Below are 19,966 nucleotides of genomic sequence, written 5' to 3' on the forward strand. Positions count from 1 at the left end.
CCGCCGATGGCCCGCGGGAGGAATTCCCGACCCGGCCGGGAGCCGGTCGAGCCGCCCGCCGTGCACGCACCGCCCGCTGGACCAAGTGCTGCGTCGACTACGAACCATGGAGTGAATGCCCATGCCGAGCCCAGACGGACGGGCCGAGGAGTATCTCTACCGAGCCGCCTCGGAGCGCCCCTACTTCAGCGCTGACACCGAGAGCTACCTCGCCCGCACCGCACTGCGTGAGATCCGCAAGAAGCACCCGCTGCGCGTGCTCTCCGAGGAGGACCACGCGTTCTGGCAGACCTACGGCTACGTCGTGGTGAAGCAGGCGATCCCGGCCGAGGCCGCGCGGCGCCTGCTCGACTTCACCTGGGACTTCCAGGGCCTGTCGCCCGATCGCCCCGAGGACTGGTACCGCGAGCGCGAGTACCGCGACGAACTCGACCAGCACCTGCACATCTACGGCTTCGTCGAGGCCTACCACCACCAACTCGTCTGGGACAGCCGCCAGTCGCAGCGCGTCTACGACGCCTTCGTGGACGTCTGGGACTGCGAGGAGCTCTGGGTCACCCTCGACCGGCTCAACCTCAACCCGCCCAACGTCCGCAACCGCGACCGCGCGCTGATCGAGCCCACCGACCGGGGCTTCGACATCGAGCTGCACTGGGACGTTGACACCACCCGGGACATGCTGCCGCAGCGCGTCCAGGGCATCATCGCGCTCAACGACACCGCCCCCGACCACGGCGGCTTCCAGTGCAACCCCGAGCTGTTCCGCCGCTTCGACGCCTGGAAGACCGCTCAGCCCGCCGACCGCGACCCAATCCGCCCCGCCGTCGACCGGGACGAGTTCCCCGTCGTCCGCCCCGAGTTGAACGCCGGCGACCTGCTGATCTGGAACGGCCTGCTCGCCCACGGCGTCGCGCGCAACACCTCCGAACGCGGCGTGCGCGCGGTGCAGTACCTGTCGATGATGCCCGCACTGGAGGAAGCCGAGCAGCTGCGCCGCTCCCGGGTGGAGTCCTGGCGCACGCTCGCCACCCCGGACTGGAACCGCACCCTGGTCGGCGACGCCGACCGGCCCGAGTCGCAGCGCTACGGAACCGCCGAACTCACCGAGCTGGGGGAGAAGTTGCTCGGCCTGCGGTCCTGGGCCGGCAAGCCGTTCGAGGACCAGGGCGCCACGGGGGAGCGGGAATGCGCGACATCTGCCTGACCCTGCCCACCAACCGCGAGTGCGCCGACACCATCACCGCGATCGGCGCCGAAGCCGCCTACGCCGTACGGCGGTTCGGCGTCCGGGTGCACCTGCTGGTGCTGGACTCCGCCGACCCCGCGACCCGCGCCCGGCACGCCGCGGCCGTCGCCGTCCTGCCCGAGGGCGACGGCGTGGTCGTCCACCACCTGGACGAGGACGCCCAACGCGCCTTCCTGTGCGAGGCGATCGACCGCTCCGGCGCCCCCCGCCCCGACAGGCTGCTCGACCTGATGCTGCCCGACGCCGTCTCCTACGGCGCCTGCACCAACCGGGCCTTCCTGCTCGCCGCGGCCCTCGGCTGCGCCTCGGTGCACCGACGCGACTCCGACAGCCGCTACCAGTGGCTCGACGGCGAACCGGTGTTCCCCATCGAGCACGAACTGGCCACCCTCGGACTCAAGGCCGCCGACGCGGCCGCCGCCGTCACCGAGAACCGCCTCGACCCGGAGCACGCGGACAAGCCCGTCGCCCTGGTCGGCGCCTCCTTCGTCGGCGAACTCTCCGTCGACATCGGCGAGATCCTCGAAATCGACCCCGAGGTCTACCACGACGTGGTCGCACTCTGGGCACCCACCGGAGCGACCGAGCGGGACAAGCGCGAACTCGTCGCCGAATCCTTCGTCGGCGGCGGCACCGAGCCGTTCACCGCCGACCGCGCCGTGCTCGACCGGCCCGACATCTGGCACATCGACATGTGCAACATCGGCCTCCACCACGAACTGTACGAACGCGTACCGCTGCCGCCCGCCACCGACACCATCGGCAGCGACTACTTCCTGCACCACCTCGTGTACGACGCCACCCTCCCCGGCGTCACCCACAACCGGCACATCGTCAACTACTACACCCCGGAACGGCGCACCGGAGCGGGCTTCACCGCCTACCAGCTGCGCTACGCCAAGTTCCTGCTCTCCATGCTCTACCTCTACCCCGTTTACGCCGAGATGGAGGCGGCCGGCCCGGCCCTGCTGGACGAGCAGCACCACGTGCGCCCCGAGCCGATCGCCGACGCCGCCCGCCGCAGCGCCGCGACCGACCGCGCGGAGAACCACCGCAGGCTCGCCGAACTCGACCGCTGCTACCGGCGACTGGGCGGCAAGTACGCCGAATTCGCCGACCACCTGGCGCCCCGCAGGGCGCAGCTGCTCGACCGGGCGCAGTCGGACATCGAGGACTTCGCCCTGCTGATCGACGCGTGGGGCCCGCTGGTGCGGGCGAGCAAGGCCACCCCCGCCGACCGGCTGCCGGGATAGGAACGGGAACCTCACGTGACACGCCAGACCGCACACCGGATACCGATCCCGACACCCCGCCACCGCGTCCCCACCGGGAGCGCTGTGCACCCCGGCACGCCGCGTCCCGACGGGCGCGACCGCTCCGCGATCCGCGCCGCACTCGCCGCCGCCACCGACGACCGGATCATCTATGACCTCGACGGAATCGGCCGCCAGTACGCCACCCTGTGCGCCGAACTGCCCGGCGTCGCCGTCCGGTTCGCCATGAAGGCCTGCCCGGTGGACGAAGTGCTCGACCACCTCGCGGCGCTCGGCTCCGGCTTCGACGCGGCCGGCCCCCAGGAAGTCGCCCAGGCGCTGCGCACCGGCGTCGCGCCCGAGCTGATCCACTACGGCAACACCGTCAAGTCCGACCGCAACATCGCCGAGGCCTACCGGCTGGGCGTGCGCGACTTCGCCACCGACAGCCTCGAGGACGTCGCCGCGATCGCCGAACACGCCCCCGGATCACGGGTGTTCTGCCGGATCGCGACCACCGGCGACGGCGCCCTCTGGGGCCTGAGCCACAAGTTCGGTTGCTCGCCCGAGGACGCCCTGCGGGTGCTCGGCGAGGCCCGCACCCGCGGGCTCGTGCCCTCCGGCCTCTCGGTGCACGTCGGCTCCCAGCAGATGACCGCCGAGGCCTGGACCGCCGCCGTGGACTCGCTGGCCGCCGTGCTGGAGGCGCTCAACCGGCGCGGCATCACCCCCGAGCGGGTCAACCTCGGCGGCGGACTGCCCGCCCTCGGCGTGCTCGACCGACGCGGCCGCCCCCTCGAACCGCCGCTGGACAAGATGTTCGCGGTGATCCGCGACGGCATGGACCGGCTGCGCGCCGTCAACGCCGGACCGCTGGAGTTCCTGGTCGAACCCGGACGCCACCTGGTCGCCGACCACGGCGCGATCCGCGCTCACGTCGCCCGGCTCACGTCCCGGCACCGCCTCGACGGCACCCGCGAGGACTGGCTCTACCTCAGCTGCGGCAAGTTCAACGGCCTCTACGAGATGGACCAGCTGCAGTACCGGCTGGAATTCCCCACCCACCCCGGCGGCCAGTTCGTCAACGCCGTCGTGGCCGGCCCCACCTGCGACAGCGACGACGCGTACGCCCAGGAGGACGGCCTGGTGCGCGTCCCGCGCGCCGTCGGCTCCGGGGACCCGGTCTGGATCCACTCCTGCGGCGCGTACGCCACCGCCTACGCGACCCGCGGCTTCAACGGCTTCGCGCCGCTGCCGTACACCTGCATCGGCGGCCGCCGTAGCGGAGGGAACGCATGAGCGAGTACCGCATCCGACTGCTCCGGGAGGACGACTGGGACGGCGTCGTCGCACTGGAGGAGCGCGCCTACGCCGCCAGCGGACTGTCCGAGGGTCGCGAGGCCCTGCAGTCCCGCCACCGCGCCTCCCCGGACACCTGCTTCGTCCTGGACCACGGGGGCCACCTCGGCGGCTACCTGCTCGCCTTGCCGTACCCGCTGTTCCGCTGCCCGGACCTCAGCCGCAGCGAGGACACCGACGGGGGTGGGGAGGGCGCCGACGGGGGCGGCGAGGGCGCGGGCCTCGGCAACATGCACGCCCACGACCTGGTCATCTCCGAGGACCTGCGCGGCGGGGGCCTGTCCCACCGGATGCTGCGCCACCTCGAGGAGACGGCCCGCGCGGCCGGATACCGGACCATCTCCCTGGTCGCCGTCCGCGGTTCGCACGTGCTGTGGACCCCGCTGGGCTACCGCGCCCGGCCCGAGATCGGGCTGCCCGCGAGCTACGGCTCCCGCGCGGTCTACATGTCGATGCCGCTGGACCCCGTCCCGGCCCGGCCGCACTCCACCGACCCGGTCCCCGGGCCCCGACCCAGAGCCGAAGTGGGCTGATGCACATGTCCCCCGTTCGCGACGACTTCCGCCGCTTCCAACTCGCCATCGGAGCACTGTTCTTCGTCCTCGGATTCCAGTACGCGACCTGGGTCTCCCGGGTGCCGGCGCTCAAGGCCCGGCTCGACCTGGGCGAGGCCCAGATCGGCCTGCTGCTGATGACCTGCGGGATCGGTGCGGCGGTCTCCTTCCCGCTGGTGGCGGTGCTGATGCGGCGGCTCGGCTCCCGCCTGCTCTCCGTACTGTCGGCGCTCGCCCTCGGCGTGATCCTGCTCGCGCTGTCGGTGGTGCCGAACTACCCCGTCACGCTGCTGGTGCTGTTCTGCGACGGCGTCGCCGTCGGCTGCCTCAACGTCGCGATGAACGCGCAGGGCGCCGCGCTGGAAGCCCGCTTCGAGCGCACCACGATGTCCCGGCTGCACGCCACCTTCAGCGCGGGCTCGCTGCTCGCCGCGCTGCTGGCCTCCGGCGTCAACGCCTTCACCGGAACCCTCGCCGTGCACTTCGGACTCGCCGCCGTCCTGCTCGCGGCGCTGGTCGCCGCCGCCCGCCCCGGACTCCTCGCCGACGGGCCGCAGCAGCCCGCCGCCGAGGAGAGCGCAGCGGAGGAGAAGCGGGAGCGGCGCGGCTTCGTCGTGCCGACCGTCGCGACGCTCTGGATGGGCCTCGCGATGGTGTTCGGCACCGTCACCGAGGGCGCCATGAACGACTGGTCGGCGCTCTACCTCAAGGACGTCGCGCACGCGGGCGCCGGACTCGCCCCGATGGGCATCGCCGTCGTCTCGGTGATGATGGTGTGCGCCCGGATCTTCGCCGACGGCTGGCGCACCCGATTCGGCGACGGCCGCATCGTCCGCACCGGCAGCCTGCTGGCCGGCGGCGGCCTCGCCCTCGCCCTGCTGGCAGGCGGCGTGGTGCCCACCCTGCTCGGCTTCGCCTGCGTCGGCCTCGGCGTCGCGGCCGTCACCCCCTGCGTCTACGTCGCCGCCGCCCGGCAGGGTGCCGACGCGCTCTCCCTGGTCGCCGCGATGGGCACCACCGGCCTGCTCGCCGGCCCCGCCGCCATCGGCTTCGTCGCCGGCGCCACCAGCCTCGTCTGGGGCATGGCCGCCGTCGCCGCCTCCGCCGCCGTCGTCTCCCTCTGCGCCACCCGCATCACCTGGCCCGCACCCCAGGAGGCCCCCGCCACCACCTGACCCTCGCCCGGTACCTCGCGTCACCCCCGTCGCGAGGTGCCGGGCGAGCTGCGTCGCCCGTCACGGGCCGCGTCCACGGCCGCGGTGAGCTGCTCGCCGCCGACCGTCAGCCGGACGACGCGGGTGGTGGTGGGCAGCGGTATGGCAGCACTCCTCGGGAGAAGGGGAAGCCCGTGGTGGGGCGCAAGGACGCTAGCCCTTGACGCATGCGTCAGAGGCAAACGCGGCAGCCGGCACGGTGTCTGACGATGTGTGGGGGACGCGAGTCTTCTAGAGTCACCAGCGGTACGTCCGTATGACCGTACGACCGTGAGCCGCACCGAGAGGAACAGCATGACCGAGCAGGCCCCCGAGCCCTACGAGCACGTCGACGAGGACTGGCAGACCGCGCTGGCGATCGTCGCGCACCCCGACGACATGGAGTACGGCGGCGCCGCGGCCGTCGCCCGCTGGACCTCGCAGGGCAAGAAGGTCGTCTATGTGATGGTCACCAGCGGCGAGGCGGGCATCGACTCGCTGCACCCGGCCGAGTGCGGGCCGCTGCGCGAGGCGGAGCAGGTCGCCTCCGCGCGCGTCGTGGGCGTGGACACCGTCGAGTTCCTCGGCTACCCGGACGGGGTGGTCGAGTACGGGCTGCCGCTGCGCCGGGACATCGCCCGGGCAGTGCGCCGGCACCGGCCGGACATCGTGATCACCAGCAACTTCCGGGAGACCTACGGCGGGGTGTTCCTCAACCAGGCCGACCACATCGCGGTGGGCCGGGCGACCCTGGACGGCGTCCGGGACGCCGGGAACCGCTGGGTGTTCCGCGAGCTGGTGGAGGAGGGCCACGAGCCGTGGAACGGGGTGCGGCAGATCTGGGCGGCGTCCTCGCCGGAGTCGAAGCACGCGGTGGACACCACCGACCACTTCGACGTGGGCGTCGCCTCGCTGGAGGAGCACAAGGCGTACCTGGCCGGGCTCGGCGGGGCGATGGCGGACGCCCGGGAGTTCCTGGAGGGCTTCGGCCGGGGCGCGGGCAGCCGGCTGGGGACGCGCTTCGCGGTGCCGTTCGAGGTGTTCCCGCTGCGCTGATCACCCGTCCCCGGAATCCGGACCGGCGTCGGCGTCCTCGCGGCGCCGGCGCCGGTACCGCAGCACCTGCCGCAGCAGGAAGGCCGCGACCAGCACTCCGAGGCCGATGGCGAACCAGAGCTGGTAGCGGACCGCGGTGCGGTACACGGCGCCGATGTTGGCGCCGGCGAGGTAGCCGAAGGTGCCCCAGACGCCCGTCCACAGCACCGCGCCGAGCAGGTTGAACGGCAGGAACCGGCGCCAGGGCATCCCGGTCGTCCCGGCGATGATGCCGTTGGTCTGGCGCAGCCCGTCGACGAAGCGGGCGACCGCGACGACCTTGCCGCCGTGCCGCGCGAAGAAGCCGTCCGCGCGCTCCATCCGGGCCGGGGTGAGCAGCACGTAGCGGCCCCAGCGGTGGACGAAGGCGCGTCCGCCGGTGCGGCCGATCAGGTAGCCGAGGCTGTTGCCGAGCGCGGCTGCGCCGGTCGCGATCAGCAGCACGGCGGCGAAGTCGAGGTGCCCGGTGCCGGCGTACACCGAGGCGAGGACCAGGATGGTCTGCCCGGGCACCGGGATGCCGCAGTTGTCCAGCAGGACGAGCAGCGCCACCGCGAGGTACCCGTAGTGGTCCAGCAGTGGCGCGAGCCCGGCGAGTGCCCCGGGCAGCGGGGTCGCGGGGCCGGACACCGCGCCTCACCACCTCGCACGGGTCGCGCACGGGGTGGCGGGGGCGTCGGTCAGCGTTCTGCCAGACGCGGTTCGATGTTGCAGTCGGGGCCGGGGTAGATCAGGCCTTCGTGGCCGTCGTCGAAGCGGACCATGTACGGCGGCTGGCCGTCGGCGCCGCGCACCTCGATGATCTCGCCCTTCTGGTCCACCATGCCCACTGACCTGCTGTGGATGTGGAGCTGGTCACCTACCGCTGCGTGCATGGCCTTCTCCTCGGGTCGTGGTCGCCGCCTCCGCGGCCGTTCCGCTATCCACTGTGCTGCGGGGGCGGCGGGCTCGCAACGCCTCGGGCGGACGGGACGCGGGGAACCGCGGGGGAACAGCGGGAGGGCCGGGCCGGGTGTCAGCCGGTGGGCAGCTGTTGCGCGAGGTAGCCGCGGACCAGCCGCTTGCACTCGGCGATCAGCGTCGGATCGCCGTTCGGGTCGCCGCGGAAGGCCAGTTTGAGCACCGCGTCGGCGGCCTCCAGGGCGACCCGCAGGGTGAGCGTGACGGCCGCCGGGTCGCCCGCCCGGAACACCTCGCCGCCGAGCGCCTGCAGGCGCAGCGCGACGGCGGTGTTGTTGTCCACGCCCGCGTCCAGCAGGTGCCGGTCGTCCCGGACCCCGGCGGGGACGACCGGGCCGGCCAGCCCGAAGTCGACCTGGCCGAAGCCGGGCACGGCGCGCTTCATCGCCACGAACTCCTCCACCGCGAGGTCGGTGAAGGCGGCCGGTCCGACCGGCGCGGCCGCGGCGAGGCGGGCGTCGAGGCGCTGGAGGTACTGGTCGAGGTTGCGGCCGGCGAGCGCGGCCAGCAGGTCCTCCTTGCCGGCGAAGAACTGGTAGAGGGTGCCGATCGGCACCTGGGCGCGCTGGGCGACCTCCTTGGTGGTGAGCGCGGTCGCCCCGACCTCGTCCAGCAGTCCGGCGCAGGCGTCCAGGATGCGGCCGTACCGCTCCTGGCTGCGCTGCTGGACCGGGCGCCGCCGGACCGCCGGGGCCGTCCGGCTCGCTGTCTCGTGACTCCGGAACTCCGTGCTCATGGCCTCACTCTGCCGCATCCGCTGTTCCGGCGGCGAATCACCGGGGCGGGAGGGGGCCGGAGTTCTCCGTGGGGGAGGAAGCGACTGGTGGCCGGAGCTGAACGGAACGGTGGCGGGAAGGTGTCCACGGGTTGGCGTTGGCCTTGTCGTGGACGCGAGGACCGGTTCATACTCCTGGGGCGTACTACTTTGCGTGATCGACGCATGCCTCTTCGTGGTGACCGCGATTCAGCCGTGGCGGCCCTGATGACCGTGACGACGGTGACGGGCATTCCGTCGACGGGCGTGCCGTCGGGGCGTTCCGTCGCCACCGGACGTCTGGATGATCCTGTGTGTCCCGTGTTCCTCCCTGCTCGTGCCACGTCCCGTTGTTCGTCCCGTCGAACGGAAGGAGGGGGTCGGTTCGGTGACGCTGTCCTACGGAGGGCGTGAGGCCCTCGACACCGAGTACCGCCGGCAGTTCCTGGAGTCCGGGTACCTGGTCCTGCCCGGCCTGCTGTCGGAGGTGCTGCGCGAACGGCTCGTCCCCGAGGTGGACCGGTGGGTGGACGAGGGCCTGCGGGCCCGGTCGATCGCGGCCTGCGCCGACCCCGTCCGCAACGGCCCGCCGCCGCTGCTGGAACTGGAGTTACCGGCCCACGGCGAACTCCTCGCCCACCCGCCGCTGTTGCGGATGCTGACCCGCCTGCTCGGACCGTCCTTCGTCTTCCACCACCTGCACAGCGACCGCCAGTCCCCGGGGATCCCGGGCAAGCCGTGGCACCACGACTGCGAGCCCAACGACCGTTCCGACCCGTCGCTGCTGATGGTCCACGCGCTGCACTACCTCGGCGGGCTGGACGACCGGGTCGGCTGCCTGGCGGTGCTGCCCGGCTCGCACCGGAGCACCTTCGGCAAGTCCGCGTTCGCCCACCGCGGCACCGCGGAACTGCCGGGCGAGGTGGTCATCGACCGGCTGCCGCCCGGTTCGACGGTGCTGCTCAACTCGGCGCTGTTCCACACCCGCAGGCCGGCGCCGGACGGACCGGGGCGGCCCCGGTACTTCATCGACGCCTCCTACTGCCAGGTGGGCGCACGCTGGCGCCCGGTGAAGCCGTACTGGCGGCAGATGCTCGCCCGCGCCCGCGAACTGGACCTGGCCGACGGGCAGTGGCCCGAACTGTTCGCGGAACGGCACTTCACCGAGTACACCGGAACCGTCTGAGGAGCACTGCCGTGGAGATCGTCACCGCCGTCGCCTACTCCGAGGTGCACGACGCCTACCTGCGGGACCACCCGGTGGAGCGGGCCCACGAGGCGAACAGCAACATGTACGGCGAGGAGAACCTCGAACGCGCCGACCGCAACTCCGGCGGCTGGTGGCGGGTCCGGCTCTCGCGGGCGGACGTCCTGGGCGTGGTGCTGCCCTGGCACCTCAGCGAGGGCGGGGAGCTCGAGCTGGTACCGCGCTCCGGGCTCACGGTGGCCGAGGCCGCCGAGCGGGTCCGTTCCGGCGGGGCCGCCTGGACTGCCGCCAATCCGGTCTGCGCGGCGAAGCTGCGGCTGCTGCGGTGGGCCCCGTTCACGCCGGTCTTCCTCAGCACCGCCCCGGTCGACCACCCCGACTACGGGGATCTGTCCGTGCGGGCCGGGCTGATCCACCTCGACGGCCTACACCGCATGCTGGCCTGGGAGTTGGCCGGGCGGCTGCCCGCCCGGGCGGTGCTGGACGGGTACCTGGTGGGCGACCCCGGGGCACCGGCCGGGCGGGTGCCCGACCGGGCGGGTCGGGTGGGCCGGGCGGGGGACGAGTCGGCGTGACAGCCACGACGCAGCACGTCCGGTCCGCGCCGTCCGCCCGGTCGGCGCGCTCGCTGCCCGAGCTTCTCTCCCGCCTCGCCCGGGCGCACCCGGACCGGACCGCGCTGAGCGACGGTACCCGCACCGTCGACTACCGCACGCTGGACGCCGCGTCCGGCCGGATCGCCGCCCGGCTGGCCGCGGCCGGCACCGGGCGGGGGGAGCGGGTCGCCCTGGTCGGGCCCCGGGACGCCCGGATGCTGGTGCTGCTGCACGGGGTGCTGCGCTCGGGCGCGGCCGCAGTGCTCGCGGACCCGGACTGGTCGGCGGCCGACCTCGCCCGGCGGCTGGCAGCCGTCCGGGTCGGGCGGGTGCTCGCGACGCAGGGCGGGCTCGGCGGGGAGGTGGTGGACGTCGAGGCGCTGCCGGAGCTGCCCGTACCCCCGATCGAGGTGCCGGGCGAGGACCTCGCCTACCTCTCCTTCACCTCCGGGTCGAGCGGCGAGCCCAAGGCGGTCGCCGTCACCCACGCCAACGCCGTGCACTACGCGCAGGCGCTGGCCGGGCGACTGGCCTTCACCGAGGCGGACGCGCCGCGCACCGCGCACGTCACCACGCTGGCCGCCGACCTCGGCCACACCTCCTGGCTGCTCGCCCTCGCCACCGGCGGCTCGGTGCACGTCGTCCCGGACGGCGTGGTGCGCGACCCGCAGGCGTTCTGGGCCTCGCTGCGGCAGGCCGGGGTGAACGTGCTGAAGACCACCCCCTCGCACCTGACCGCCCTGCTGGAGGGCCGTCCGGCCGGCTCCCCGCCGCTGCACACCGTGCTGCTCGGCGGCGAACCGCTGCCGCGCCCGCTCGCCGTCGCCCTGCTCGACGGGGGCACCACCGCCCGGCTGGTCAACCACTACGGCCCGACCGAGACCACCGTCGGCGCCACCTGCCTGCCGGTCACCGACGCCCGCCGACTGCCCGACGAGGAGCCGACCGTACCGATCGGCACCGCGATCGGGGAGGTGCTGCTCACCGTGGTGGACGGCGCCGGGCGGGCGGTGCCGGACGGCGAGGTGGGGGAGCTGCTCATCGGCGGCCGCGGCGTCACCGCCGGGTACTTCGGGCGGCCGGTGGAGACCGCCCGCGGCTTCCTCTGGCGCGACGGCCAACTGATGTACCGCACGGGCGACTTGTGCCGCCGCCGGGCGGACGGGGACCTGGTCTTCCTGGGCCGGGTGGACCGCCAGGTGAAGGTGCGCGGCCACCGGGTGGACCTCGCCGAGGTCGAGCGGGCCATGGACGGGCACCCGGGCGTCCTCCGCTCGGCGGTGCTGCTGCGGGAGACCGCCGTCGGCAGCCAACTGCTGGGCGCGGTACGGCTGTCGGGAGGACCGGAGGTCGTGGAGAGCCTCGGCGGATACCTGCGGGACCGGCTGCCGGGCTACTCGGTGCCGCAGCCGATCCTGGTGCTCCCGGACTTCCCGGTCGGGCCGAACGGCAAGCTCGACCGGCAGCGGCTGGGCGAGCTGGTCGCCGAACTGGTCGAGGCGCGAGCGGAGTCGTCGGGCACGGCGGCGACCGGACTGGCCGGGGAGATCGCCCGGTTCTGGGCGGGCGCACTCGGGCTGCCCGCCGTCGGTCCGCGGGCCGACGTGCTGGGCCTCGGCGGGGACTCCATCCTCGCCATGCGCACCATCGCCTTCCTGCGGCGCTCGGGCCTGCGCGTCGCCTACGAGGACTTCTACCGGCACCCGACCGCGGAGGGCCTGGCAGCCGCCGCCGTCCCGGCCGCCCCCGCCGTCCCGGTCCCGCGCACCGGGGAGGGCGGTGCCGGTCGACTCGCCCCGGCCCAGCGCTGGTTGTACCGGCAGCGGTCCGTACGGGACGTGCGGCACTGGAACCAGTCCGTCCTGCTGCGCTGCCGTACGGCGGTGGACCCGGCGGCGCTCTCGGCGGCGGTCGCGGCCGTCCTGGAACGCCACCCGGCGCTGCGTCGCCCGGTCTCCCCGGACGGCTGCGGCGAGCCCCGTCCGGTGGCGGGCCTCGACCCGGTCTCCTACTCTCGGATCCCGCGCACGGCCGGCCCGCTCGCCGACACGACGGCCGACACGATCGCCGGGGTCTGTACCGAACTCCACCGCAGCCTCGATCCGTCGGCCGGTCGGCTGCTGCGCGTCCACCTGTTCTCGGGCACGCCCGGGACCGACGACCGGCTCGCGCTGATCGGGCACCACCTGGTGGTCGACGGGCTGTCCTGGCGGATCCTGCTGGACGACCTGGCGCACGCCTACCGGGCGGTGCTCGACCGGAAGCCGACCGACCTGCCGCCGACGGCGGACTTCTACGCGTGGGCGGCCGCCGCGCCGCCGGCGCCCGATGCCGGAACCTCCGCTGTGGAGCCGACCGCGGAGCCCGCCGCGGAGCCCGCCGCGCTCAGCTGGGCGCTCGACGCGGAGGCCACCGCGCGGCTGGTCGCGCGGCATGGCGGCGGCGCCGGTCTGGAGGCCGCGCTGCTGGCCGCCTTCGCCGCAGCCGTCACCGGCTGGAACGGCAGCCCCCGCTTCGCCGTCGAGGTCGAGACCCACGGCCGGGACGCCACGGGCGATCCGGGCGAATTCCTGGACACCGTCGGCTGGTTCACCGCCGTCAAGCACGTCGAGCTGGCGGCCGGGGCGGACCCCGAGACGGTGGCGCGGCGGCTGCGCGAGGCGCCCGTCCGCCCGATGGACGCGCCCGGGGAGCGGCCCGCCGCCGGGTTCAACTTCCTCGGCACCTTCCGGCTGCCCGAGGAGCCCGCGCTGGACTGGACGGTCGCCGAGGAGCAGGCCGGGGTCGCCCGTTGCGCCGGGGGTGACCCGCTGTACCGACTGCGGCTCACCGCGAGGATCGTGGAGCAGCGGCTGGTCGCCGACCTGGTGTACGGGTGGCCGGTACTGCCGCACGCCACCGCCGAGCGGATCGCCGGCGCGTTCGCCGCAGCCGTCGCCGCCGGGGCAGGGACCCCGGACGCGCGGGTACGGCCCGTCCGCACCCCGCTGTCCACCTCCGGCCAGCTGCTGCACCCCGGGGCCCCGCCGACCGCCCGGGCGACAGTCCGCGAGCCCGCCCGGGTGCTGCTCACCGGCGCCACCGGCTACCTCGGGCAGCACCTGCTGGACGCCTTCCTGCGGCGCGGCGCCGAGGTCACCTGCCTGGTGCGGGCCGTGGACGACGCCGGAGCCCTGGAACGGCTGGGGGCCCGCGCCGCCCACGCCGTCGCCGGGGACGTGGACCGGGACGGCCTCGGCCTCTCCCCGGCCGGGCTGGACCGGGCCCGGGGCGCGCGGATCGTCGTGCACGCGGCGGCGGACGTCCGGCTGGTCGCCTCGCCCGACGAGCTGGAGCGCACCAACCACACGGCGGTGCGCCGACTGCTCGGCTGGGTCGGGGAGCACGCCCCGGAGGCCCGCGTCCACCACGTCTCCACGCTCGCCGTCTCCGGCGGAGTGGACGGCCCGCCGCGCCGCTTCAGCGAGGCGGACCTGGAGATCGGCCAGCACTTCCGCACCCCGTACGAGCGGTCCAAGTACCGTGCGGAGCAAGCCGTTCGGGCCTGGGCCGCCACCGGGCACGCCGCCTACCTGCACCGCAGCGGGCACATCGCGGCGCACAGCCGGACCGGCGCGTTCCAGACCAACACCGGTGACAACCGGATCTACCAGCTGATCCGCGGCTACCTGCTGGCCGGCGCCGCCCCGAGCCGCCCGGACACCTCCTTCGCGTTCTCGCACGTGGACACGGTGGCCGCCGGGATCGCCGCGATCGCCCTCGACCCGTACGCCGCACCCGGCGCGTACCACGTCGAGTCGCCGTACGAGGTGCCGCACGACGAGCTGGTCGGCTGGCTCGCCGGGCTCGGCCACCGGGTGCGGCTCACCGACGACGAGGACTTCGCGGCAGCGATCGCCGCGGTCGAGCGGCGGCACCCGACGGCGGCCCGGCTGGCCGCCGCCTGGGCGCAGCAGGAGGAGCGCAACGTCCGGGTGGACAGCGCGTACACCACCGCGGTGCTCGACCGGCTGGGCGTCCGCTTCGCCGCCCCGACCCCGCAGTGGTGGTCGGCGGCGCTCGCCTGGGCCGCCGAGGCCGGCTACCTGCCGCCCGCCGGTCGGTCCTTTCCCGACAGCTCTCCCGGCAGCTCTCCCGAAGGCTTCCCCGCAGGCTTCCCCGACGGCAGGACTCACCCGTGAAGGCAGGTTCCGTGTCCCAGCTCTCCCCGGTGCTCAAGCAGGCCACCCCGGTCGTCGCCGTGCGCGGCGAAGGCCTCCACCTCTACGACGCCGAGGGCCGCCGGTACCTCGACTTCACCTCCGGCGTGGGGGTGACCAGCGCCGGCCACTGCCATCCGCGGATCGTCGAGGCCGTCCGCGAGCAGGCCGGGCGCCTGATCCACGGGCAGTACACCACCGTGCTGCACGACCGGCTGCTCACCCTCACCGAGCGGCTCGGCGAGGTGCTGCCGCCCGGCCTGGACTCGCTGTTCTACGCCACCGCCGGCACCGAGGCGGTGGAGGCGGCACTGCGGCTCGCCCGGCACGCCACCGGGCGGCAGAACGTGATCGTCTTCGAGGGCTCCTTCCACGGCCGCACCATGGGCGCGGCCTCGCTCACCACCGCGGGCACCAGGTTCCGGGCGGGCATCGGTCCGCTGATGCCCGGGGTCGCGGTCGCGCCGTTCCCGGCCGCGTTCCGGCTCGGTCTGTCCGAGGAGGAGGCGGTCGAGCACGCGTTGCGAGGACTGGACGAGGTCCTCGCCACCGCCTCCGCGCCCGCCGAGACCGCGGCGATGTTCGTCGAGCCGGTGCTCGGCGAGGGCGGCTACGTCCCCGCCCCGCCCGGCTTCCTGGCCGGGCTGCGCGAGCGCGCCGACCGTCACGGCATCCTGCTGGTGGTGGACGAGGTGCAGACCGGCTTCGGGCGCACCGGCCGGTTCTGGGCCCACGAGTACGAGCAGGGGGTGCGGCCGGACGTCCTGATCACCGCCAAGGGCCTGGCCGGTGGCTTCCCGCTGTCCGCGATCGCCGCGCCCGCGGAGCTGATGGGCCGCGCCTGGCCCGGCTCGCAGGGCGGAACGTACGGCGGGAACCCGGTGGCCTGTGCCGCCGCCCTGGCCACCCTGGACGTGCTGCGCGAGGAGCGGCTGGTGGAGAACGCGGCCGAGCAGGGCGTGCGGCTGCTGGCCGGGCTGCGGGCGGTCGCCGCCGAGGTGCCCGGGATCGCGGACGTCCGGGGCCTCGGGCTGATGGCCGCGAGTGAGTTCTGCCGCCCGGACGGCTCCCCGGACCCGGAGGCCGCCCGGCGCGCCCAGCAGGGCGCCGCCGAACACGGCCTGCTGCTGTTGCTCTGTGGGATCCACCTCAACGTGGTCCGGATGGTCCCCGCGCTGGTGGTCACGGCCGGGCAGGTCGACGAGGCGCTGGAGCTCTGGACCAAGGCCGTCACGACCGCAGGCCGCTAGGAAGCGGGAAGTCGCAAGGAAGCGGGAAGGCGTAAGGAAACCGGAAGGCGCTGGCACGTCGGAAGCCGCCAGGAAGGAGCAACCCATGGAAGCGATGACGGAAATCGGCTGGAGCAGCCTGGAGTTGGAGGCCCGGCGGGAGCTCTGGTCGCTCCCACTGGGGGAGGAGGAGCGGCGGCTGCTGTGGGCCGACGCGCGGGCCGGGCGGTGGGGCGCGGCCGAGCCCGTGCGCGCCCGGCTGCGGGAGTTCGTCGGGGACGCCGTCGCCTCGGTCGGCATCACGCACGTCAGCGGACTGGTGGACCCGGCGCACCCGGAGGAGGAGATCACCGAGGCGCTCTCCTTCCTGCTGCGGGACTACGGCCGGATCGTCCCGCAGAACGGGCGCGGCGACCTCACCTCGGTGCTGCGCGACCAGGACGGCGACGGCAACACCGAACTCGGCTTCCACTGCGACACCTGCGACCTGCTCGTCCTGCTCTGCCTGCGGCCGGCCTTCGACGGCGGCGGGTTGACCAAGCTGGCGAGTGCGCGCCACGTCCACGACCTGATCGAGCGGGAGCGGCCGGACGCGCTGGCGACGCTGTGCGAGGACTGGACCTTCGACCGGACCGGACGGGCGGGCCCGCAAGTGGTGGTCACCCCGATCCTCTACCACCGGAAGGAGGGGACGGTCGGCTGCTACTACCAGACCCGTACCGTGCGCTCCTCCCCGGACCGGGGCGGACCGGAACTGACGGACCGTCAGTGGGAGGCGCTGGGTGTCCTGGACGAGGTGCTGTACCGGCCGGAGATCGCCTTCGGCCTGCCGATGGCCGCCGGTGACCTGCTGATCATCCGCAACAGCCGGGTGTTGCACGGGCGTTCGCCGTTCATCGACGAACCCGGCCGGTACTCCCGGCGGATGCTGCGGGTCTGGGTGAACGAGGGGGAGGAGTGGGCGCGTTGACCGCACCGCACGGACGGGTCGCGATCGTCACCGGCGGCGGCAGCGGCCTCGGTCGAGCCTCGGCGCTGGCCCTGCTGGAGGCCGGCTGGACGGTCGCCGTCGCCGGGCGCCGCAAGGACGCGCTGGAGGAGACCGCCGCCCTGGCCGGCCCGGAGGCCTCCCGGGTGCTCGCCGTCCCGACCGACATCCGCAGCCCGCAGGAGGTCGCCGGGCTCTTCGACACCGTCCGGGACCGGTACGGCCGACTGGACCTGCTGTTCAACAACGCGGGCGCCGCGGCCCCGCGCCGCCCGATCACCGACACCCCGTTCGAGGACTGGAACCGGGTGCTCGACACCATCGTCACCGGCGGCTTCCTCTGCGCCCGCGAGGCCTTCCGGGTGATGAGCACCCAGACCCCGCAGGGCGGGCGGATCATCAACAACGGCGCGCCCTCGGCGCACGTGCCGCGTCCCAACTCCATCGCGTACACGGCCGCCAAGCACGCCGTCCTCGGGATGACCAGGGTGCTCGCCCTGGACGGCCGCCCGTACGGCATCTCCTGCGGGCAGATCGACGTCGGCAACGTCACCCCCGTCGACGGCGGACCGCAGCCGGCCGCGATGCAGGCCGACGGGACGATGGCGGTCGAGGCGACCATCCCGGTGGAGCGCTTCACCGAGGCACTGGTGCTGATGGCCTCCCAGCCGCCGGACACCACCATCCAGTCCCTGGTCGTGCTGCCGACCACCATGCCGTTCGTCGGAAGGGGGTGAGCCGTGCTGGTCAGCGCACGCTCCTTCGAGGAGTACCGGGCGATGTTCGCGCTCACCGACCGCGACCTGGAGCAGCGCGTCCTGGACTGCCCGGGCGGTGCGGCGAGCTTCGTCGCCGGGGCCGGGCGGCGGGGCGTCGACGCGGTCGCCGTGGACCGCCAGTACGCCCACCACCGGGAGGAGTTGGGCCTGCTGGTCGAGCGGGAGACCGCGTTCAAGCGGGAGATGCTGGTGAAGGAGACGGCCGGCCACGCCTGGACCTGGTACGCCGACGTGGACGACCTGGTCCGCCAGTGGACCGCCAGCGCCCGCGACTTCCGGGCCGACATCGCCGCCCGCCCGGACCGCTACGTGGCCGGCTCGCTGCCCGAACTCCCCTTCGGAGACGACTCCTTCGACCTGGTGCTCAGCTCGCACCTGGTCTTCTCGTACGGCAACCGGCTGGACGAGGAGTTCCACCGGGCGGCCCTGCTGGAACTCGCGCGGGTGGCGCGCCGGGAGGTCCGGCTGTTCCCGCTGACGGTGTACGACACGGGAGTCCGCTACCCGGGGCTGGAGCGGCTGCGCCGGGAGCTGGCGGGGCTCGGCGTCCCCAGCCGGGTGGAGCGGACGGCGTACGAGTTCCAGCCCGGGGCCGACGAGATGCTGGTCCTCTCCTGCGCGGGCTACCGGGCTCCGGCGCGAACAGCCCGGCCGGTCCGGTCGGTGCGGCCGGTCCGGCCGGCCGGCGCCGAGGACCGGGTGCGCTGGCGGCACCGGGAGGCGCCGAGCTGAAGCGGGCCGCCGTTCACGGGGCGCGGCGGCCTCGCGCAGCCGCGCCCCGGGTGAACCGCCCCGGGCGGTCGGTCAGTTGACGTACACCGCCGGGCCGCCCGGCTGCGAGGTGTCGGTGACCGGGCCGTACGTCGCGGAGAAGTACCCGTCGGCGGGGCAGAGCGCCGAGCCGCCGCTCTTGGCGAAGTGCTCGGTGCGGAAGGCGAGGCTGTGCGCGGAGTTGTCGGCGCTGCCGGTGAACGCGCCGCTGAGCTGGTAGCTGCAGGTGATGGTGCCGAACCAGCTGTTGAGCACGGCGGTGGCCTGGATCGCCCCGGTCGACCCGCCGTTGAGGGTGACCGGCAGCCCCGGGCCGTCGGAGACGGTCATGCCGTACGGGAGGTTGCCGACGGTCAGGCTGCGCACCGAGGTGACGCCGGTGACGTTGCTGGTGCAGGAGCCGAAGGTCAGCCCGGTCAGCGACTCGGTGGCCGAGCCCGGGGCCGCCGGGTTGGTCAGCGCCTTCGCGGTGAGCTGCGAGACGGCGCAGGTGACGCCGGTGGTGCTGGTCGCGGTCGAGTAGAAGGTCGCGACGGTGCCCGCGGCGAGCGGCGCGGCGAGCGCGTCGCCCGGAGCGACGGCGGCACCGCCCGCACCGCCGGTGGTGAGCACCGGGCCGGCGGCGAGCCGGGCGACGGCGGGCGCGGCGTGCTCGGGCACCGCTGACGCGGGCGCCGCGACCGCGGCGAGCACCGCGGTGGCGGAGAGGGCCGCGACGGCGGCGGCGGGGACGGCAAGGCGGCGGCTCAGGCGCATGGGAAAGCCTCTTCCTCGGTGAGGGGCGAGAAGACGACCCTTTCGAGTCGCTCCCGGGCGGTGGGGGGACCGGTCGAGGATCTGACTACGTTCTAGAGCTGTGACCGTGCCCCGTCAAGAAGATGGACGGGACTTGCTGACTTTTCGTCAACAAGAAAGGGGGTGCCGGACCGAGCCCCTTCGGTCGGGCCGTAGAGTACGGGCCCGTGACCTCCGCCACCGGCCCCTCCGATGCCGAACTCGCCCGCCTGCTCGCCGAAGTGCGCGCCTGCGCCGGTCACCTCGCCGCCGGCCTCGGCGGGCTGACCGACCGGCAGGCCCGCGAGCCGTCCGCGCTTCCCGGCTGGAGCCGCGCCCACGTCATCACGCACGTCGCGCGCGGCGCCGACGCGTACCGGTGGCTGCTGGCACTGGCCCGTACGGGCGGCGAGCCCGGGCCGCGGGCCGACGCGGCGGCGCTGGACCGGGCACTGCGCGAGGGTGCCGAGCGCACAGCGGCCGAGCTCGTCGACGACCTGCGGCGCAGTCTGGACGGGCTGTTCGACGAGGCGGCGGCCCTGCCCGCCGAGCGCTGGAGCACGCTCGTCCCGGCGCTCGCGGGGTGGCGGCACCCCGCCTGGTTCACCCTCCACCGCGCCTGGCGCGAGGTCGAGACCCACCACGTCGACCTCGACCTCGGCCACCGCCCGGCCGACTGGTCCACCGGCTACGTCTCCTGGGCGCTCGACGCGACCACCGCCACACTGGCCGCCCGGGACTTCCCCGTCGCCCGGCTGGAGGCCACCGACCTCGGGCGCGCCTGGAACCTCGCCGCCTCCGGCCCGGCGGTCAGCGGCCCCGGGCACGTGCTGCTCGCCTGGCTCACCGGACGCGGTCCGGCCCCGCGGGCCGCCCACGGCGGTCCGCTGCCGACCCCGCTGCCGGTCCCGCCGGCGTGGCCGCTGCCGCCGGTGCCGGGCTGGGGCTGATCCGGCCCGCCGGACCGGTCGTGCAGCGGCAACACGGTTTCGTACACCGGTGGCTCCGC

General features: G+C 74.3%; 18 protein-coding genes. 14 read left to right on the forward strand and 4 right to left on the reverse strand.

The window, feature by feature from the left end; translation table 11 throughout:
- Positions 1-121: 121 nt before the first annotated feature.
- The 6 genes from ACZ3TI_RS31515 to ACZ3TI_RS31540 all read left to right on the forward strand — a co-directional run bounded on the left by ACZ3TI_RS31515 (position 122) and on the right by ACZ3TI_RS31540 (position 6,661).
- Positions 122-1,204, forward strand: a complete 1,083-nt coding sequence (locus tag ACZ3TI_RS31515) for a phytanoyl-CoA dioxygenase family protein (RefSeq protein WP_465732224.1) — start codon at positions 122-124, stop codon at positions 1,202-1,204.
- On the forward strand, positions 1,186-2,499 hold the full coding sequence (locus ACZ3TI_RS31520) for a DUF6271 family protein (protein WP_465732226.1): 1,314 nt from the start codon (positions 1,186-1,188) through the stop codon (positions 2,497-2,499). Before ACZ3TI_RS31515 ends, ACZ3TI_RS31520 begins: the two co-directional genes overlap by 19 nt.
- Positions 2,500-2,583: 84 nt before the next feature.
- Positions 2,584-3,798: a type III PLP-dependent enzyme gene (locus tag ACZ3TI_RS31525; RefSeq protein ID WP_465732228.1), complete on the forward strand. Its 1,215-nt coding sequence runs from the start codon at positions 2,584-2,586 to the stop codon at positions 3,796-3,798.
- Positions 3,795-4,391, forward strand: a complete 597-nt coding sequence (locus ACZ3TI_RS31530) for a GNAT family N-acetyltransferase (protein ID WP_465732230.1) — start codon at positions 3,795-3,797, stop codon at positions 4,389-4,391. The genes ACZ3TI_RS31525 and ACZ3TI_RS31530 overlap by 4 nt, the downstream gene beginning before the upstream one ends.
- A gap of 5 nt (positions 4,392-4,396) precedes the next feature.
- A complete protein-coding gene (locus tag ACZ3TI_RS31535; protein ID WP_465732233.1) occupies positions 4,397-5,587 on the forward strand; it encodes an MFS transporter in 1,191 nt (396 codons plus the stop codon).
- Positions 5,588-5,920: 333 nt separating this feature from the next.
- The gene (locus ACZ3TI_RS31540) at positions 5,921-6,661 is read left to right on the forward strand and encodes a PIG-L deacetylase family protein (protein WP_465732368.1); all 741 of its coding nucleotides are present in this window, start codon (positions 5,921-5,923) and stop codon (positions 6,659-6,661) included.
- Here the strand turns inward: ACZ3TI_RS31540 and ACZ3TI_RS31545 are convergent, their stop codons facing one another.
- From ACZ3TI_RS31545 to ACZ3TI_RS31555, 3 genes are all read right to left on the reverse strand, one after another.
- Positions 6,662-7,330 carry a DedA family protein gene (locus ACZ3TI_RS31545; RefSeq protein ID WP_465732235.1) on the reverse strand — a complete coding sequence of 223 codons (669 nt, stop codon included), beginning with the start codon at positions 7,328-7,330 and terminating at the stop codon, positions 6,662-6,664. It lies immediately after the preceding gene.
- A gap of 50 nt (positions 7,331-7,380) precedes the next feature.
- Entirely contained in the window at positions 7,381-7,575 is a 195-nt protein-coding gene (locus ACZ3TI_RS31550) for a DUF1918 domain-containing protein (RefSeq protein WP_465732237.1), read from the reverse strand.
- A gap of 140 nt (positions 7,576-7,715) precedes the next feature.
- Positions 7,716-8,396, reverse strand: coding sequence for a TetR/AcrR family transcriptional regulator (locus ACZ3TI_RS31555; RefSeq protein WP_465732239.1), 681 nt, complete (start codon positions 8,394-8,396; stop codon positions 7,716-7,718).
- 406 nt (positions 8,397-8,802) lie between these two features.
- On the opposite strand from ACZ3TI_RS31555, the gene ACZ3TI_RS31560 reads away from it, so the two are divergent.
- From ACZ3TI_RS31560 to ACZ3TI_RS31590, 7 genes are all read left to right on the forward strand, one after another.
- Positions 8,803-9,600 (forward strand): phytanoyl-CoA dioxygenase family protein, encoded by a 798-nt coding sequence (locus tag ACZ3TI_RS31560; RefSeq protein WP_465732241.1) that lies wholly within the window; start codon positions 8,803-8,805, stop codon positions 9,598-9,600.
- An 11-nt stretch (positions 9,601-9,611) separates the two neighbouring features.
- Complete coding sequence (locus tag ACZ3TI_RS31565) at positions 9,612-10,196, forward strand: DUF6309 family protein (RefSeq protein WP_465732243.1); 585 nt, start codon at positions 9,612-9,614, stop codon at positions 10,194-10,196.
- Complete coding sequence (locus tag ACZ3TI_RS31570; RefSeq protein ID WP_465732245.1) at positions 10,193-14,398, forward strand: AMP-binding protein; 4,206 nt, start codon at positions 10,193-10,195, stop codon at positions 14,396-14,398. Before ACZ3TI_RS31565 ends, ACZ3TI_RS31570 begins: the two co-directional genes overlap by 4 nt.
- Positions 14,399-14,409: 11 nt before the next feature.
- Complete coding sequence (locus ACZ3TI_RS31575) at positions 14,410-15,666, forward strand: aspartate aminotransferase family protein (protein WP_465732370.1); 1,257 nt, start codon at positions 14,410-14,412, stop codon at positions 15,664-15,666.
- Positions 15,667-15,751: 85 nt separating this feature from the next.
- The gene (locus tag ACZ3TI_RS31580; RefSeq protein ID WP_465732248.1) at positions 15,752-16,615 is read left to right on the forward strand and encodes a TauD/TfdA family dioxygenase; all 864 of its coding nucleotides are present in this window, start codon (positions 15,752-15,754) and stop codon (positions 16,613-16,615) included.
- Positions 16,612-17,370: an SDR family oxidoreductase gene (locus ACZ3TI_RS31585; protein WP_465732250.1), complete on the forward strand. Its 759-nt coding sequence runs from the start codon at positions 16,612-16,614 to the stop codon at positions 17,368-17,370. Before ACZ3TI_RS31580 ends, ACZ3TI_RS31585 begins: the two co-directional genes overlap by 4 nt.
- A 3-nt stretch (positions 17,371-17,373) precedes the next feature.
- Positions 17,374-18,144 carry a methyltransferase domain-containing protein gene (locus ACZ3TI_RS31590; RefSeq protein WP_465732252.1) on the forward strand — a complete coding sequence of 257 codons (771 nt, stop codon included), beginning with the start codon at positions 17,374-17,376 and terminating at the stop codon, positions 18,142-18,144.
- A 72-nt stretch (positions 18,145-18,216) separates the two neighbouring features.
- Here the strand turns inward: ACZ3TI_RS31590 and ACZ3TI_RS31595 are convergent, their stop codons facing one another.
- Positions 18,217-18,939, reverse strand: a complete 723-nt coding sequence (locus ACZ3TI_RS31595) for a Tat pathway signal sequence domain protein (RefSeq protein WP_465732254.1) — start codon at positions 18,937-18,939, stop codon at positions 18,217-18,219.
- Positions 18,940-19,145: 206 nt separating this feature from the next.
- Here ACZ3TI_RS31595 and ACZ3TI_RS31600 point away from each other — a divergent pair, with 206 nt between their 5' ends.
- Positions 19,146-19,907 (forward strand): maleylpyruvate isomerase family mycothiol-dependent enzyme, encoded by a 762-nt coding sequence (locus ACZ3TI_RS31600; RefSeq protein WP_465732256.1) that lies wholly within the window; start codon positions 19,146-19,148, stop codon positions 19,905-19,907.
- Positions 19,908-19,966: the final 59 nt, after the last annotated feature.

The sequence above is a fragment of the Kitasatospora sp. NPDC023120 genome (assembly GCF_055560835.1).

Coding starts and splice junctions, on each gene's coding strand:
- ACZ3TI_RS31515 (WP_465732224.1), top strand. CDS start 122: ATGCCGAGCCCAGACGGACGGGCCGAGGAGTATCTCTACCGAGCCGCC.
- ACZ3TI_RS31555 (WP_465732239.1), bottom strand. CDS start 8,396: ATGAGCACGGAGTTCCGGAGTCACGAGACAGCGAGCCGGACGGCCCCG.
- ACZ3TI_RS31595 (WP_465732254.1), bottom strand. CDS start 18,939: ATGCGCCTGAGCCGCCGCCTTGCCGTCCCCGCCGCCGCCGTCGCGGCC.
- ACZ3TI_RS31520 (WP_465732226.1), top strand. CDS start 1,186: ATGCGCGACATCTGCCTGACCCTGCCCACCAACCGCGAGTGCGCCGAC.
- ACZ3TI_RS31540 (WP_465732368.1), top strand. CDS start 5,921: ATGACCGAGCAGGCCCCCGAGCCCTACGAGCACGTCGACGAGGACTGG.
- ACZ3TI_RS31530 (WP_465732230.1), top strand. CDS start 3,795: ATGAGCGAGTACCGCATCCGACTGCTCCGGGAGGACGACTGGGACGGC.
- ACZ3TI_RS31550 (WP_465732237.1), bottom strand. CDS start 7,575: ATGCACGCAGCGGTAGGTGACCAGCTCCACATCCACAGCAGGTCAGTG.
- ACZ3TI_RS31580 (WP_465732248.1), top strand. CDS start 15,752: ATGGAAGCGATGACGGAAATCGGCTGGAGCAGCCTGGAGTTGGAGGCC.
- ACZ3TI_RS31535 (WP_465732233.1), top strand. CDS start 4,397: ATGTCCCCCGTTCGCGACGACTTCCGCCGCTTCCAACTCGCCATCGGA.